A 13,828-nucleotide genomic window follows, 5' to 3' on the forward strand; every position below is an offset into this window, starting at 1 on the left:
CATGAGCGAGTCATCAGTAAACCCCAACCTGCCGGCCTTCATGGGGGTCCTGGGCGGCGGCCGCATGGGTGCCGGGATTGCCCACGCCTTCCTGATCAAGGGCGCCAACGTCCTGGTGGTGGAGCGCGACGACGTCTCCGCCGAGGCCGCGCGGGAACGGGTGGAGTCGGCCGCGCTCAAGAGCATCGAGCGCGGCGCTGTGGACGCCAACTTCGAGGAACTCGCCTCCCGCTTGACCGTGAGCACCGACTACGACGACTTCACCGGCCGCCAATTGGTGGTGGAAGCGGTCCCGGAAGACTGGGACCTCAAGGTGACGGCGCTGCGGGGTATTGAAGAACGGCTGGCGGACGACGCGTTCATCGCCTCCAACACGTCTTCCCTGTCCGTCAACGGCCTGGCGCGCGAATTGAAACGGCCGGAAAACTTCCTCGGCCTGCACTTCTTCAACCCCGTGCCGGCATCGACCCTCATCGAGGTGGTGCTGGGCGAGCGCACGTCTCCCGGACTCGCCGCCGCGGCAAAATCCTGGGTGGAGGCACTCGGCAAGACCGCCGTCGTCGTCAACGATGCCCCGGGGTTCGCGTCCTCACGCCTGGGCGTGGCCATCGCCCTGGAAGCCATGCGGATGGTGGAGGAGGGCGTGGCGTCAGCGGAAGACATCGACAACGCCATGGTGCTGGGCTACAAACACCCCACCGGGCCGCTCAAAACCACCGACATCGTGGGCCTCGACGTGCGCCTGGGCATCGCGGAGTACCTGCACTCCACCCTGGGTGAGCGCTTTGCCCCGCCGCAGATCCTCAAGGACAAGGTGGCCCGGGGGGAACTTGGCCGCAAGACCGGGAAGGGCTTTTTCGACTGGCCCAGCTAGGAATTCCGCTTGTCGAAACCGGGCCTAGTCGAAGAAGCCCACGATGTAGCCGATGAAATACAGCAGGCACAACAGGACAACGACGCCGATAATGGCGATCCACAGGAACTGCGTCCCCTTCCGGGTGCCGTGTTCGTCGTGCCCCTGCGGACCTGCCGTCGATGCTTCGCCCGGCGGGGTCTCGCCCGGTGGAACGCCGCCGCCAGGTTCCAGGCCAGTGATTTTGTCGTCCTGCGGATCCGGGTTGGTGCCTGACACGATAACTCCCTCGGTTGCCGTCCTGGTGCTCTCCCAGCGTAACCGGCCCTGGTGGGCGGGCCGCCTAGGCTGGGTGCTGTGACTTTCCTTGAACCCCTTACCCTGACCGGCCGCCACGTAATCCTGGAGCCGCTCGCCGAGGAGCACCATGACGGCCTGGTGGAGGCGGCAACCGACGGCGAGCTCTGGAAACTCTGGTACACGTCGGTTTCGGCCCCCGAAGACATGGCTGCCGAAATCCGGCGCCGGCTGGCCCTGCAGGAGCAGGGGTCCATGCTGCCGTTCACCACGCGCCTGATCGATGCGGGGAGCGGCGGCCCCGGGCGCATCATCGGCATGACAACCTACATGAACATCGACGCGGCCACGCCCCGGGTGGAGATCGGCTCCACCTGGAACGCGGCCTCTGTGCAGGGGACAGGCACCAATCCCGACTCGAAGCTCCTGCTGCTCCGCCACGCCTTCGAAACCATCGGCTGTCCGGCCGTGGAGTTCCGCACCCACTGGCTCAACCACCAGTCGCGGGAGGCCATCGCCCGGCTGGGCGCCAAACAGGACGGGGTGCTCCGCAACCACTCGAGAACCAGCGACGGGAACCTGCGCGACACGGTGGTGTTCTCCATCCTGGAGCACGAGTGGCCGGCAGTCCGCGCCGGACTGGAATACCGGCTGGACCGGCGCGGCTAGGACGGACTATCGCCGGGCAAGGGCCGGCAGCGGCACCACGGCTTCCACTGCTGCGGCGTACTGCCGGTGCCCGGTGCTGTTCGGGTGGAAGTTCCGCGGGTCCGGCGTCAGGCTGCCATCAGGAGCCGGCACCGGAACAGGGCTGAAGTAGACCCATGGATCCAGGGAGTTTGCTGCATGTCCGGTGAACCGCGCCGTGACGTCCACGAACTTGACGTTGGCCCGGAACCTGTTGGTGGCGTCCGCGGCGGCCTCCGCCAGGGCCTGGTTGAGGGCGGTGGTGCCGTGGTTGACCAGCTGCTGGTTTTCGACCGGAATCACGGGGTAGCCGGCGGCGGGGTCGAAGAGCAGCGGGTACCCCTGCACGGCGATGGCTGCCCGGGGCGCCACCTCATGGATGGCGACGTATGCCTGGGTAAGTGCGGGTTTGAGGGCGTAAAGTGCCTCGGTGCTGGTCCGCACGGCGTCCTGGCAGGCCTGGTAGGTGCCGGTGCTGCACGCGAACAGCGTCGTACTGACGCCCACGTCATTGGCGCCCGCCGTGAGGGTGACCAGTTCCGTGCGCCCGGACAGCTCCTCGGAAACCGTCAGGGCATGCACCTGGTCCATGACGCTCGGGACGTTCCCCGGCTGGGCCGCAGAATCCAGCAGCGCTCCGTGGCAGGCCTGGTTCCGGGTCAATTCCACCAGCGGATCAGCGGCCAGCACATCCACATATCCGCCGTCCGTTTGGATGCAGGGGAAGGTCCAGGCCCAGCTGCCGGTGCCGGTGCCGGCTGTGTACGAATCGCCCAGCGCCACAACGTCAACGTGCGGTGACGGCGGGGCAGCTGCGGCAGGAACGGCGCCGATGCCTACGGTGATTGCCAGGGCTGCCGCGGCGGCTCCGGAAGCCGGCTGCCGCCGTCGTGCCAATGATGTCTTCATGAGTTCCCCTCAGTGCTCACTGTCCCGGGCCCGGGCACGTGGCAGCCACGGTACTCCCGTCCATCGCGGCTGTCACGGGTTCCCGCCGTGTGGTTAGCTGGGCGGATGAGGAATCGGCGCGGGCCCCTGGACTGGGAGGGCGCTGTCAATGCATGGCACGTTGCGGGCGGCGTCTACCGGATGGGGCGGCGCGAATGGCTGACGGAGGCAGGGTGGAAGCAGGCGTTCGACGACGGCGTCCGCACCGTCATCGATCTACGCAACGCTGCCGAGGCGCGGCGCCGGGACAAAGACCCGAAGATTACGGCCGCTGCGTGGGCCGGCATCAACGTGGTGTCTGCGCCCACCGAGGAGCCCGGCGACCCGCGGTTCACCGCCGTCACGGGTCCCTACCTGAACGATCCTGCCCATTACTCCGAGAACGCGCGGCTTTTCCCGGACAAACTGGTGGGCGTGTTCCGGGCGCTGGCCTTGGCCGCTCCTAAAGGGCGTGTGGTGCTGCACTGTGCCGCGGGCCGGGACCGCAGCGGGCTCGTCGCCGCCATGGTCCAGGACCTCGCGGGACACTCCGACGATGCCATCGCGGAGGGCTACCGGCAGGGCGCCCGCGGGATCAACGAACGGTACCGCACCCACGGGCCGCCGCATGACCGTGAGCGGTACCTGCCGGAGCCGGACCTTGCACCGCTGCTGGAGGAGCGCGGGCTGGCCGTCGTGGCGTTTGTCAGGGAATTGGATACGCGCAGGTTCCTACTGGCGCACGGGCTCGGGGAGTCGGAGCTGGAGGCCGTCCTGGCACTCTGTGCTGCCGACAAAGATACAATGGGGCTCATGTGACCTGTGTGACATGAGGTGCTGAAGTTCCTCAGTCACGTCGATCGGCAGAGAGACGAACATGAGCGGAACCACAGCACCACGGAACAGGATTCTTGCAGCAGGGGCGATGGCAGGTGTCTTTTTTACCCTGGGTGCCGGCGTTGGACCCACAGCGTTCGCCGAAACCACCGAGGCACGCCCCGCTCCCGCAGGCACTCCTTCTTCGCCTTCCCTCCCCGGCGGTGGACCGTCCAATGAGGGCCCGTCCGGTGATGGCCCGTCCGCCGTTGGCCTGTCCAGTGATGGCCTTTCCGAGGCGGTCCTCCGCGACCTGGGCATGAGCCTGGCCGAATTCAATGCCAGTGGCGAGCTTGGCCGGCAGGCGATGCAGGCCCTGGACTCCCTGCGGGGCACGGCGGGATACGTCGGCCTCAGCCTTGGAAATGGAAAGATCCAGGTCCAAGGCACGGGCCCTGCCCTCCAGGCCCGGGTGGAAGAACTGAACAAGTCCGGCGGGGCGGAGTTCGTGTTGGTGGCCCCGTCGGCTCCAGCGGATCCGGTTCCGGCACCGCAAGCACCGTCCGCCGCGCCGCAGCAGCCCCAGAGTTCTGCAACCGGTGCGGCGCCTCCCGCCCGCGAGATCGCAGTCAGCGCTGAGCAGCTCTTCCAGGCCTACCTCCGCGATGTCGGAACAACGGGCTTGCAGGCCGTGGTTTCAGACGCCGGAAAGTTCGTGATCCGCACGGGCGGAGTTGCCGCTGCCCAATCGGCACCTGACGGTCAGGCAACGGCAACGGCAACGGCACCCGCGACGGCAACGGCGACGGCACCCGCAACGGCAGGGGCCGGGGCCAGTCCCGGAAAAATAACACCGGCAGAGTTCGTCTCCAGATACGCCAACGTCGTGCTCGACGGCGCTGCCCCCCTCAAACCGGAAGCTGAGGTTCCGGGCGGTGTCGGCTACAGGTCCGATACCGGCTTCACGTGTTCCACCGGCTTCTCCGCCTTTGATCCCGCGGGGCTGCCTGCAGTCCTGACAGCCGGACACTGCTCAGAAGACGGGACAGCCACCACAGTCGACCTGCTTCTTGGGGGAGTCACGGCCGGCCGCCTGGGCAGTTTCCAGTTCAGCCAGTTTGGCGGTCCCGGAAACACCCCGGTGCTGCATCCAAACAGCCCCACCCCGGGCAATGTGGGAACGGACATTGCAGTCGTCGGAGACATCAGGCAGGACCTGGACCCACTGCCGGCCACCAGTACGTACCAAAGCCCGTCGGAGCCGGGCCCGGACGTCAAGATCATCGGAAGCGCTTCGCCGGTGGTGGGCATGCCGGTCTGCCGCTCAGGGTGGAGGACGGGATGGTCCTGCGGCCACATCAGCGCCGTGGGGATCTTCCTGGTGGGCGGCCCCACGTACGTCGATGACCCCAAGGATCCCCGCCACAATGACATCCGCGCGTTCAACGGATTCCTGTCCTACGACGTGCAGTCCGCCGGCGGCGACTCGGGCGGTCCGTGGATCAGCGGAAACTACGCGGTTGGCACCCATTCCGCGGGGGAGTCGGGCGGTGCCCAGAACATTGCCGTGGCGGCCACCCTCCAGGACTCCCTCAAGGTCCTGCCCGGCTACCAGCTGGAGCTCTTCCTGAACAAGCCCGCGCTGGCGGGCCCAGCCGACAATACGTTCAAGGCTGGCACCGGTATCACCGGCCGTGTCCCGGCCGCCCCCGCTTCCGCCGTGGCCGCCGGATCGCAGGTCCGCATCACCTACGCCGGCCGGCAGCCTTTTGACGTACCCGTGGATGCCGGCGGCAACTGGTCTTTCACGGCGCCGGAAGCACCGGGCCCGTTCACTTTCGAGGCCGAGACGGTTAACGGTCTGAGCCGTTCCGGTGCGGTGCCAATGAGCGTCAACATTTCCCCCTCGTTCCTTCCCGCTCCGACCATCACCGTGCCGGCAGAGCCGCTGCCAGCCTTGGAAACGGTCGATGGCACCGGGACGCCCGGAGCCACGGTGACCCTGTCCGGTGACGTCGCAGGCTCGGCATTGGTCGGCGCAGACGGACGCTGGTCGATCAGGCTGGCCACCCCCGCCCCTTACGGGAAGGTGAATGTATCCGCAATACAGTCCTACCCCGGACTTCCGGACAGCCCTGCAGCACCGGCGAGCTTTGCCGTCATGCCGCCGCCCCCGGCGGTGTCAAGCATTTCCGAGGGGCAGCACCTAATCCAGGACGCCCTGCCGGCAACGGTCTCGGGGACCGGAGTGGACGGCGCAGACGTGACGGTAGCCATCGACGGGAAGCCTGTCGATGGCGCGGTAGTTGCCGGGACTGCGGGAGCACGCTCTGCCGGGAACGCCCTGTCGCCGCTGGTGCTGGTGGCCGGCGGTGACTGGTCCGCGCCGTTTCCCGCAGGACTTGCCGTCGGCAGCCACACCATGCTGGTGACGCAAGCGGTGGACGGTGTTTCTTCCGCTCCGGCCCGCGTCATGTTTTCCGTTGATGCCCCGGCTGCCGCTGCACCCGCCGCCCTTGCCGGCACGGGCGGAGGGATCGGCCGTTCCGCCGCCGGCCTGGCATACACTGGCTCCTCCGCGCTGGTCCCGGCCGCGATTGCCGCAGTGGCCGCCATCATCGCCGGGGCCGTGCTGACGGTGGTGGTCCGGCGCCGGAAGCGTTCCGCCCGGTAGCCGCTACTTATGGCGCCGCATCAGCAGGTTGGTGATGCGCAAGGTGCAAAGCCGCTGGCCGGCGTCGTTGGTGATCAGTACCTCATGCGTGGTGAGCGTGCCGCCCAGGTGGATCGGCGTGGCCGTGATGGTCACCTGGCCCTCGCGCGCGGAACGGTGGTGCGTGGCGGAGACGTCCACGCCCACCGCCGTCTTGCCCATGGTGCTGGCGTGGATGACAGCGGCCCAGGACCCCACGGCCTCGCCCACGGCCAAGGAGGCGCCGCCATGCAGCAGCCCGAAGGACTGCCGGTTACCCTCCACGGGCATGGTGGCCACCACGCGTTCCACCGATTCCTCCAGGATCTTCACGCCCATCTTCTCGTCAAGCTCGCCGAGCGTGATCTTCCACAATTCGTGCTGGGTGGGGGAGTGGTCGGGGGTGGGGGCGCTCATGTGCTCTCCTTCGGATGGCGGTTTATGCACCGGCTTCTAGTGTGCACCGGGGCACATTCCTGTATGGTAAATATATTACCGAACGGACGGTCAGTAATGATCTGCCCGTTTCCTGCCCCCTTGTTGGAAGGACCCGTCAACGATGACCACCACCGCCACAGCTCCCCAGGCCACGGTCGACACCGTGGAGACAGTGCCCAGCTTCGTCAGGGATGCCTGGTGGACGCCCGACGCCGGCTCGTCGGCTTCCGCCGTCCCTGTCCGCGACGCGAGCACGGGGGAGATCCTGGCCAAGGTCAGCACGGAGGGCCTGGACCTTGGCGCAGTGGTTGAGTATGGCCGCACCACCGGCCAGTCCGAACTGGGCAAGCTGACCTTCCACCAGCGTGCCCTCAAGCTCAAAGAGCTGGCCCAGTACCTGAACGCCCGCAGGGAGCACTTCTACGGCTTCTCCTACCAGACCGGCGCCACGAAGATCGATTCGATGGTGGACATCGACGGCGGCATCGGCGTGCTGTTTACGTTCGGCTCCAAGGGCCGGCGCGAGCTGCCCAACGCGCAGGTGGTGGTGGACGGGCCCATGGAGGTGCTGTCCAAGGACGGTTCCTTCGCCGGCGAGCACATCTACACCCGCATTCCGGGTGTCGCCGTGCAGATCAACGCGTTCAACTTCCCGGTCTGGGGCATGCTGGAAAAATTTGCGCCCGCCTTCATCGCCGGCGTCCCCACCATCGTCAAGCCCGCCACCCCCACCGGCTACGTTGCTGCCGCCGTGGTCAAGGCGATCGTCGAATCGAACATCCTGCCCAAGGGATCGCTCCAGCTGGTTTCCGGGTCCGTCCGGGGGCTGCTGGACGTGCTGGACTACCGTGACCTGGTGGCGTTCACCGGCTCCGCGTCCACCGCCAAGTCGCTGAAGTCCCACCCCAACGTGGTGGAGGGCGGCGTTCGGTTCACCTCCGAAACGGACTCCCTCAACGCCGCCATCCTGGGTCCCGACGCCGTGGAGGGCACCCCCGAATTCGATGCCTTCGTCAAATCGGTGGTCACTGAGATGACCGTCAAGGCCGGCCAGAAGTGCACCGCCATCCGCCGCGCCATCGTGCCGCAGGAACTGGTCTCCGCCGTGTCCGCCGCCATCGGCAAGCGCATCACCGAACGCGTCGTCCTGGGAGACCCCCGCGGCGAGGGCGTCACCATGGGCGCTCTGGCGTCCGTGGAGCAGCTGGAGGACGTCCGCGCCGCCGTGCAGTCCATGCTCGACGCCGGCGGTGAGCTTGCGTACGGAACGCTCGATTCGCCGTCGGTCACCTCTGCCGACGGAACCACCGGCGTGGTGGACGGCGGTGCGTTCATGGCACCGGTGGTCCTGAACTGGCAGAACCCCGAAGCCGACGCCATCCACTCGCTTGAGGCGTTTGGACCGGTTTCGTCCGTGGTTGGCTACAAAGACCTGGCCGATGCCGTCCGCCTCGCCGCCCGCGGGGGCGGCTCCCTGGTGGCCTCCGTCTGCACCAACGATCCTGACGTGGCGCGGGAACTGGTGACCGGAATCGCCGCGCACCACGGCCGCGTCCTGATGCTGAACCGTGAGGACGCCCGCACGTCAACGGGCCACGGCTCGCCGGTTCCCCACCTGGTCCACGGCGGACCCGGCCGCGCCGGCGGCGGCGAGGAACTGGGCGGCATCCGGTCCGTACTGCACCACATGCAGCGGACCGCCATCCAGGGCTCGCCCAACATGCTGACCGCCGTGACCGGCGTCTGGCATACGGGGTCCGACCGCAACTTCACGCTGGAAACCGAAGGAACGCACCCGTTCCGGAAGTCGCTGGAGACGCTGCGGATCGGCGACGCCGTCCGCTCCGACCTGCGGCAGGTCACCCTGGAAGACATCACGGCCTTCGCCAACTCCACCGGGGATACGTTCTACGCGCACACCAACCAGGAAGCGGCGGAAGCCAATCCGTTCTTCCCGGGCATCGTGGCGCACGGCTACCTGCTGCTCAGCTGGGGTGCCGGCCTGTTCGTGGAGCCGGCCCCGGGTCCCGTGCTGGCCAACTACGGCCTGGAGAACCTGCGCTTCATCACCCCAGTGGCAGCCGGCGACTCCATCCGGGTGACGCTGACCGCCAAGAAGATCACCCCGCGTGAAACCGACGAGTACGGCGAGGTGGCCTGGGACGCCGTCCTCACCAACCAGAACGACGAGATCGTGGCCACCTACGACGTCCTCACCCTGGTCGAGAAGTAACAAACCTCCAGTTGCTCTATCACTTTTGGTCCCTAAACCCCGGTTTTAGGGACCAAAAGTGATAGAGCATCGGGGGAAGAGGGCGGGTTCCTTTTGGGTTTCGCGGGCGTAAGATTCTGCTCACAAGGAGGTGCGCCATGCATCTGACAATGAATTCGGCCACAACCATCCTGCCAGTCGATGACGCGGCCCGCGCCCGCCGTTTTTACACCGAGAAGCTCGGGTTGCCGCACCGCGGAGTGACGGACGACGGCAACGAACTGCTCGGTATCGACGGCGGCCCGTTGCTGGAGTTGATGCCGGTATCCGACGGGAAGCACTCGGAGCACACAGCCCTGAGTTTCGAGGTCACGGACATCGAGGCGACCGTCCGGGACATGGAAGCCCGGGGCGTCAGGTTCCAGGATTACGACCTGCCCACCCTGAAGACGGAAAACCACATCTGCACCACGGACTCGGAGAAGTGCGCCTGGTTCATGGACACCGAGCACAACATCCTGTGCGTCCATGAAAACCTCGGCGGCAGGCTCGAGTACCAGCTCTAACTGCGTCAGACAGCAGGGGCGCCCCGGTCGGATCGGGACGCCCCTGCTGTCTGCACTGAACGGCTGCGCTCAGCTTTCGGCGCCGCCGTGCAGGCTGTCGTCGCTGCTGTCATCCTCCGGGCCGGTGCCGCGGCCGGACTCGCTGCGGTCGGAGAGGTCCATGTTGCCGCGGGCCTCGTCCATGGTGGGCCCTCCCGAGGGAACGCTGTAGGTTTCAGGCCGGATACCGTGTGACTGTTCCTCGATCAGGGCCTGCTCCTCGCTGAAGCGGATCACGTTTGCTTCGTCGCCGGCATCGCCGGGAATGTCCTCGCGGATCTTGGACGGATCCGGCACGATGAAGCCTGCGTCGGGTTCTTCCTTGTGGCTCATGTTCTTACCTTCCTATCGGGTGATGGTTGGACTATCGGTTGGTTCCGGCGGGCCGGTCGCTGAGGTCCACCTTGATATCCAGGCTCTGGTCACCGCGCTTGACCTTCAACCCCACGGTATCGCCGGGGTTGCGTTTGCGCAGTTCCGCCAGGAGTTGTTCGGGCGTGGTGAGTTTCGCCCCCTCGATGGACTCCAGGACGTCGCCCGGGCGGATTCCCGCACGCCCTGCCGGTCCGTCCGCGTCGGCGGCGAGCACCACCACGCCGGCCCCTTCGGGGATGCCGAGCTGATCGGCGATCTGCGCCGTCAACTCGCCCGGGGTCAGCCCCAGGTAGGCGTGCTTGGCGCTGCCGGTCGCCAGCAGTTCCTCGGCGACGTCCACGGCGGTGGCCGCGGGAATCGCGAAGCCCAGGGAGACCGCGCCGGACGACGGCGGGATGTAGGCCTCGCTGATGCCGATCACCTCGCCGCGCATATTGATGACAGCGCCGCCGGAGTTGCCGGGGCTGATGGGCGCATCAGTCTGGATGAGGTCCACCAGGGACAGGCTGTTGGAGGCTGAGCCGGGGATGGAGCGGTGCAGGCCGGAGATGATGCCGGCGGTGGCGGTGTTCTCGAAGCCCAGCGGCGAACCGAGGACCAGCGCGCCCTCACCCACCTTGGGCAGGTCGGCCTGGTAGGTGGGCTTGGGCAGCCCGGTCCGCTTGGCCTGGACCAGGGCCAGGTCCGTGACGGCGTCGCTGGCCTTGACTGTTCCTTCCACCCGCTGGCCGTCCGCGAATCCGACTTCCACTGTGGTGGCGCCGCGGATGACGTGTTCGTTGGTGAGGATCAGCCCGTCCGCGGAGTACACCACGCCGCTGCCCAGTCCGCCCTCGGTGAAGATGGTGACCACGGAGGGCGAGAGGTTTTCGACGAGCTGCGGCAGGTTCCCTGCCGCAGTGCCCGCATCGGCGCCGGTTGCCGGGGCCGCCCCGGAGGCGGACGCGGGGGCGGAGGGGGCCGGTGCGGAGCCGGCCGAAGCCGACGGCTGGCCCGTGGAGGATCCGGTGGGAGCCGGGGGAGCGGGCGAGCCGGTGCAGGCGGAAAGCACGACGGCGGCAGCACACAGCGCTGCTCCGGCTGCGGTCCGGTGCCGGGTACGGCGGGCCGGACTGGTGGCCAGTGCCATCTGGAACCTCCCTGCGGACGGTGGCTTTCTACCACCGTAGCCGGGGAGCGGGAAAAATACCAAGCACCCTTATTATTTGGTGCCGGGAAGGCCGCGGGATGCCTATGCGTCCGCGTGGAGGCCGTCGAACGCCATGGTGATGACGTCATCGGCCAGCCGTTGTGGCGACAACGCACCGCCGGGTTTGTACCACTCCACGATCGAGTTGATCATGCCGAACAGCAGCCGCGAGACGGTGCGGGGGTCGATGTCCGCGCGGAGCGACCCCTCGTCCCGGGCGGCCGAAATCAGGCCGGCCACCTTGTGATCGAAGGCGCGCCGGCGTTCCAGGGCGTCCCGTTCGATCTCGGTGTTGCCGCGCAGGCGCAGCAGCAGGGTCACGAAGGGCAGCCGGTCCACCAGGACCGCCACCGTTTGCCGGAGCACAAACTCCAGCCGTGCGTCCGCTGCGCCGGAGGTTGCCTCCGGCTGCTCCAAGATGGCTTCGAGGCCGCCCAGGGCGTGGTCCAGGGCGAGCTTGAGGAGGTCGCCCTTGGACGGGACGTGGTGGTAGATGGCGGACTTGGAAATGCCGAGGTTCTCAGCCAGGATGCCCATCGACGTGGCGTCATAGCCGTGCCGGTTGAAGACGTCCACGGCGATGCGCAGCACGGACTGCTGGTCGTAGCCGGGACGGCCCCGCTTGGCTGTGCCATTAACAGCAGTGCCGTTAAGGGCTGTGCCGTTGGAGCTGGAGGTTTCGGTGGTGCTGGCAGTTCTGCTGGCGCTGGGCATAATCGCTAGTTTCTCACGAACGGTCGGTAAGTCCGGGGACGGCGCAGCACCACCGAAACACTCAGGCCTTCGGGCGGAGGTCGTAGATGCGGCGCAGCTTGCCGTTGGACCGCTCCAGCGAGCCGGGCTCCACCACGTCCACGGTGCACGAAGAACCCACGTGGATCTTGATCTGCTCCTTCAAGGTGCGTCCCGCCGTCGCGCTCTGCTCCATGGTGACGGCGTCCCGGCGCTCGATCCGGACGGTCAGCTGGTCCATCCGCTGGCCCTCGGGCCGGGTGAGTTCGAGCTGGAAGTGCGGGCTCAGTTCGGGGATGCGCAGGGCGATCTCCTCGATCTGGGACGGGAACAGGTTCACGCCGCGCAGGATGATCATGTCGTCGCTGCGGCCGGTGATGCGGCCCATCCGGCGGTGTGCGGGGCGGGCGGTTCCGGGCAGGAGGCGCGTCAGGTCCTTGGTGCGGTAGCGGATGATCGGCAGGGCTTCCTTGGTGAGCGAGGTGAAGACCAGCTCGCCGTGTTCACCGTCGCGCAGGACGTTTTCCTTGCCCGGGGCAGGGTTGAAGGGGTCGATGATCTCCGGGCGGAAGTGGTCCTCCCAGATGTGGCTGCCGTCCTGGGTTTCCACGGCTTCGCCGGCCACGCCGGGGCCCATGACCTCGGACAGGCCGTAGATGTCGCAGGCCTTGATGTCCATCATGACCTCGAGCTCGTGCCGCATCTCCTGGGTCCACGGCTCCGCGCCCAGCACCGCGAACTTCAGCGAGGTGGAGGCGGGGTCGATGCCCATGTGCGCCATGGCGTCGGCGATGGTCAGCAGGTAGGTGGGGGTGGCCAGGATGGCGTCCGGCTGGAAGTCCTGGATCAGCTGGATCTGGCGTTCGGTCTGGCCGCCGGACATGGGAATGACGGTGCAGCCCAGGGCTTCGGCGCCGGCGTGCGCGCCCAGGCCGCCGGTGAAGAGGCCGTAGCCGTAGGCGTTGTGGACCTTCATGCCCGGGCGGATGCCCGAGGCGCGGAAACTGCGGGCCACCAGCTTGGCCCAGTCCGCCAGGTCCTGCTTGGTGTACCCGACCACGGTGGGCCGGCCCGTGGTGCCGGAGCTGGCATGGATGCGGGCCACTTCGCTCTGCGGCACGGCGAACATGCCGAACGGGTATTCGGCGCGCAGGTCGTCCTTGGTGGTGAAGGGGAAGTTGCCCAGGTCCTCCAGCTCGCGCAGGTCGCTGGGGTGGATGCCGGCGTCGTCGAACTTGCGCTTGTAGAGCGGCACGCGTTCGTAGGCGTAGGCTACGGTGTCCTGCAGCCGCTTGAGCTGGAGGGCTTCGAGTTCGTCGCGGGAGATGGTTTCCTCGCGGTCCAGGACGGCGTCGGTGCCGGTTGCTGTGGTGTCCGCTGGGGCGGGAGCGGGGGTTTCGGGGGCATGCAGGGTCATGGTGTTCCTACTTCTTGGGGATGGTGCGGCTGCGTCCGCGGAACTCGGCAATGAGTTCGCCCGGGGCACCGGCGGCGGGCTGCTGGGTGGGGTCGGCGGCGAAGATCTGGATGTCGTACAGGCCGCTGCGGCCCACCGTTGAGCGCCGGTTGGCGATGGCGGTGACCACCTGGCCGCGGTAGGCGGGCTTGAGGAAATTGATGTCGACGCCGGCCGCCACGGTGATGTTGTTTTCCTCGCCGGGTGCCGGGGTGGCCGGGTTGCACGCCAGGGCAAAGGCGGAGTCCGCGAAGGCGAAGATCATTCCGCCGTGGGCCATACCGAAGCCGTTGAGCATTTCCTGCCGGAGGGTCATTCGGATGGTGGCGTGGCCGTCGCTGAGGGCGAGGACCTCGATTCCCATCCATTCGGAGGCATAGTCGTTTTCCAGGATGGGGTGGGTGGCCCCGGAGATTGTTGCTTCAGCCATGCGTCATTGCCTCCAGCTTTATTTACCGAATGTTCATTAGGTAATCCCATGAGGGGGTCCGGTGTCAAGGGGAGCCGTGCCTTCCTGCCCGCTTACTGCGGCGGCTCCACGGACCGCGG

Annotated in this window: 14 protein-coding genes; 6 read left to right on the forward strand and 8 right to left on the reverse strand. The window is 67.3% G+C overall.

Annotated features, from left to right (window positions below; genetic code table 11):
- Window position 1 precedes the first annotated feature (1 nt).
- Entirely contained in the window at window positions 2-874 is an 873-nt protein-coding gene (locus AC3IMC_RS14250) for a 3-hydroxyacyl-CoA dehydrogenase family protein (protein ID WP_490919185.1), read from the forward strand.
- 24 nt (window positions 875-898) lie between these two features.
- On the opposite strand, the gene AC3IMC_RS14255 is transcribed toward AC3IMC_RS14250, so the two are convergent.
- Window positions 899-1,132 carry a DUF6480 family protein gene (locus tag AC3IMC_RS14255; RefSeq protein WP_490919186.1) on the reverse strand — a complete coding sequence of 78 codons (234 nt, stop codon included), beginning with the start codon at window positions 1,130-1,132 and terminating at the stop codon, window positions 899-901.
- 78 nt (window positions 1,133-1,210) lie between these two features.
- Here AC3IMC_RS14255 and AC3IMC_RS14260 point away from each other — a divergent pair, with 78 nt between their 5' ends.
- Window positions 1,211-1,819, forward strand: a complete 609-nt coding sequence (locus AC3IMC_RS14260) for a GNAT family N-acetyltransferase (RefSeq protein WP_490919187.1) — start codon at window positions 1,211-1,213, stop codon at window positions 1,817-1,819.
- 6 nt (window positions 1,820-1,825) lie between these two features.
- Here AC3IMC_RS14260 and AC3IMC_RS14265 read toward each other — a convergent pair whose 3' ends face one another.
- On the reverse strand, window positions 1,826-2,746 hold the full coding sequence (locus tag AC3IMC_RS14265; RefSeq protein ID WP_490919188.1) for an SGNH/GDSL hydrolase family protein: 921 nt from the start codon (window positions 2,744-2,746) through the stop codon (window positions 1,826-1,828).
- Window positions 2,747-2,851: 105 nt separating this feature from the next.
- Between AC3IMC_RS14265 and AC3IMC_RS14270 the strand changes: the two genes are divergently transcribed.
- Both AC3IMC_RS14270 and AC3IMC_RS14275 read left to right on the forward strand, forming a co-directional pair.
- The gene (locus AC3IMC_RS14270; RefSeq protein ID WP_490919189.1) at window positions 2,852-3,583 is read left to right on the forward strand and encodes a tyrosine-protein phosphatase; all 732 of its coding nucleotides are present in this window, start codon (window positions 2,852-2,854) and stop codon (window positions 3,581-3,583) included.
- 58 nt (window positions 3,584-3,641) lie between these two features.
- Window positions 3,642-6,254: a S1 family peptidase gene (locus AC3IMC_RS14275; protein WP_490919190.1), complete on the forward strand. Its 2,613-nt coding sequence runs from the start codon at window positions 3,642-3,644 to the stop codon at window positions 6,252-6,254.
- 3 nt (window positions 6,255-6,257) lie between these two features.
- On the opposite strand, the gene AC3IMC_RS14280 is transcribed toward AC3IMC_RS14275, so the two are convergent.
- Window positions 6,258-6,689 carry a PaaI family thioesterase gene (locus tag AC3IMC_RS14280; RefSeq protein ID WP_221386144.1) on the reverse strand — a complete coding sequence of 144 codons (432 nt, stop codon included), beginning with the start codon at window positions 6,687-6,689 and terminating at the stop codon, window positions 6,258-6,260.
- Window positions 6,690-6,831: 142 nt separating this feature from the next.
- On the opposite strand from AC3IMC_RS14280, the gene paaZ reads away from it, so the two are divergent.
- Window positions 6,832-8,943 (forward strand): phenylacetic acid degradation bifunctional protein PaaZ, encoded by a 2,112-nt coding sequence (gene paaZ / locus AC3IMC_RS14285; protein WP_490919191.1) that lies wholly within the window; start codon window positions 6,832-6,834, stop codon window positions 8,941-8,943.
- Between the two features lie 137 nt (window positions 8,944-9,080).
- The gene (locus AC3IMC_RS14290) at window positions 9,081-9,488 is read left to right on the forward strand and encodes a VOC family protein (RefSeq protein WP_490919192.1); all 408 of its coding nucleotides are present in this window, start codon (window positions 9,081-9,083) and stop codon (window positions 9,486-9,488) included.
- Window positions 9,489-9,557: 69 nt separating this feature from the next.
- Here AC3IMC_RS14290 and AC3IMC_RS14295 read toward each other — a convergent pair whose 3' ends face one another.
- The 5 genes from AC3IMC_RS14295 to AC3IMC_RS14315 form a co-directional block, all read right to left on the reverse strand.
- The gene (locus AC3IMC_RS14295; RefSeq protein WP_490919193.1) at window positions 9,558-9,860 is read right to left on the reverse strand and encodes a hypothetical protein; all 303 of its coding nucleotides are present in this window, start codon (window positions 9,858-9,860) and stop codon (window positions 9,558-9,560) included.
- Between the two features lie 31 nt (window positions 9,861-9,891).
- Window positions 9,892-11,031: a S1C family serine protease gene (locus AC3IMC_RS14300; RefSeq protein WP_490919194.1), complete on the reverse strand. Its 1,140-nt coding sequence runs from the start codon at window positions 11,029-11,031 to the stop codon at window positions 9,892-9,894.
- A gap of 102 nt (window positions 11,032-11,133) precedes the next feature.
- Window positions 11,134-11,805 (reverse strand): TetR/AcrR family transcriptional regulator, encoded by a 672-nt coding sequence (locus AC3IMC_RS14305; RefSeq protein ID WP_490919195.1) that lies wholly within the window; start codon window positions 11,803-11,805, stop codon window positions 11,134-11,136.
- 61 nt (window positions 11,806-11,866) lie between these two features.
- A complete protein-coding gene (gene paaK, locus AC3IMC_RS14310) occupies window positions 11,867-13,240 on the reverse strand; it encodes a phenylacetate--CoA ligase PaaK (RefSeq protein WP_490919196.1) in 1,374 nt (457 codons plus the stop codon).
- Window positions 13,241-13,247: 7 nt separating this feature from the next.
- Complete coding sequence (locus tag AC3IMC_RS14315; protein WP_490919197.1) at window positions 13,248-13,709, reverse strand: hotdog fold thioesterase; 462 nt, start codon at window positions 13,707-13,709, stop codon at window positions 13,248-13,250.
- Between the last annotated feature and the right edge of the window lie 119 nt (window positions 13,710-13,828).

The organism is Arthrobacter sp. E70 (assembly GCF_058266945.1).

Excerpts from the sequence above, each read along its gene's own strand:
- AC3IMC_RS14305 (WP_490919195.1), bottom strand. The coding sequence starts at position 11,805 with ATGCCCAGCGCCAGCAGAACTGCCAGCACCACCGAAACCTCCAGCTCC.
- AC3IMC_RS14315 (WP_490919197.1), bottom strand. The coding sequence starts at position 13,709 with ATGGCTGAAGCAACAATCTCCGGGGCCACCCACCCCATCCTGGAAAAC.
- paaK (WP_490919196.1), bottom strand. The coding sequence starts at position 13,240 with ATGACCCTGCATGCCCCCGAAACCCCCGCTCCCGCCCCAGCGGACACC.
- paaZ (WP_490919191.1), top strand. The coding sequence starts at position 6,832 with ATGACCACCACCGCCACAGCTCCCCAGGCCACGGTCGACACCGTGGAG.
- AC3IMC_RS14280 (WP_221386144.1), bottom strand. The coding sequence starts at position 6,689 with ATGAGCGCCCCCACCCCCGACCACTCCCCCACCCAGCACGAATTGTGG.
- AC3IMC_RS14290 (WP_490919192.1), top strand. The coding sequence starts at position 9,081 with ATGCATCTGACAATGAATTCGGCCACAACCATCCTGCCAGTCGATGAC.
- AC3IMC_RS14265 (WP_490919188.1), bottom strand. The coding sequence starts at position 2,746 with ATGAAGACATCATTGGCACGACGGCGGCAGCCGGCTTCCGGAGCCGCC.
- AC3IMC_RS14300 (WP_490919194.1), bottom strand. The coding sequence starts at position 11,031 with ATGGCACTGGCCACCAGTCCGGCCCGCCGTACCCGGCACCGGACCGCA.
- AC3IMC_RS14270 (WP_490919189.1), top strand. The coding sequence starts at position 2,852 with ATGAGGAATCGGCGCGGGCCCCTGGACTGGGAGGGCGCTGTCAATGCA.
- AC3IMC_RS14250 (WP_490919185.1), top strand. The coding sequence starts at position 2 with ATGAGCGAGTCATCAGTAAACCCCAACCTGCCGGCCTTCATGGGGGTC.
- AC3IMC_RS14295 (WP_490919193.1), bottom strand. The coding sequence starts at position 9,860 with ATGAGCCACAAGGAAGAACCCGACGCAGGCTTCATCGTGCCGGATCCG.
- AC3IMC_RS14275 (WP_490919190.1), top strand. The coding sequence starts at position 3,642 with ATGAGCGGAACCACAGCACCACGGAACAGGATTCTTGCAGCAGGGGCG.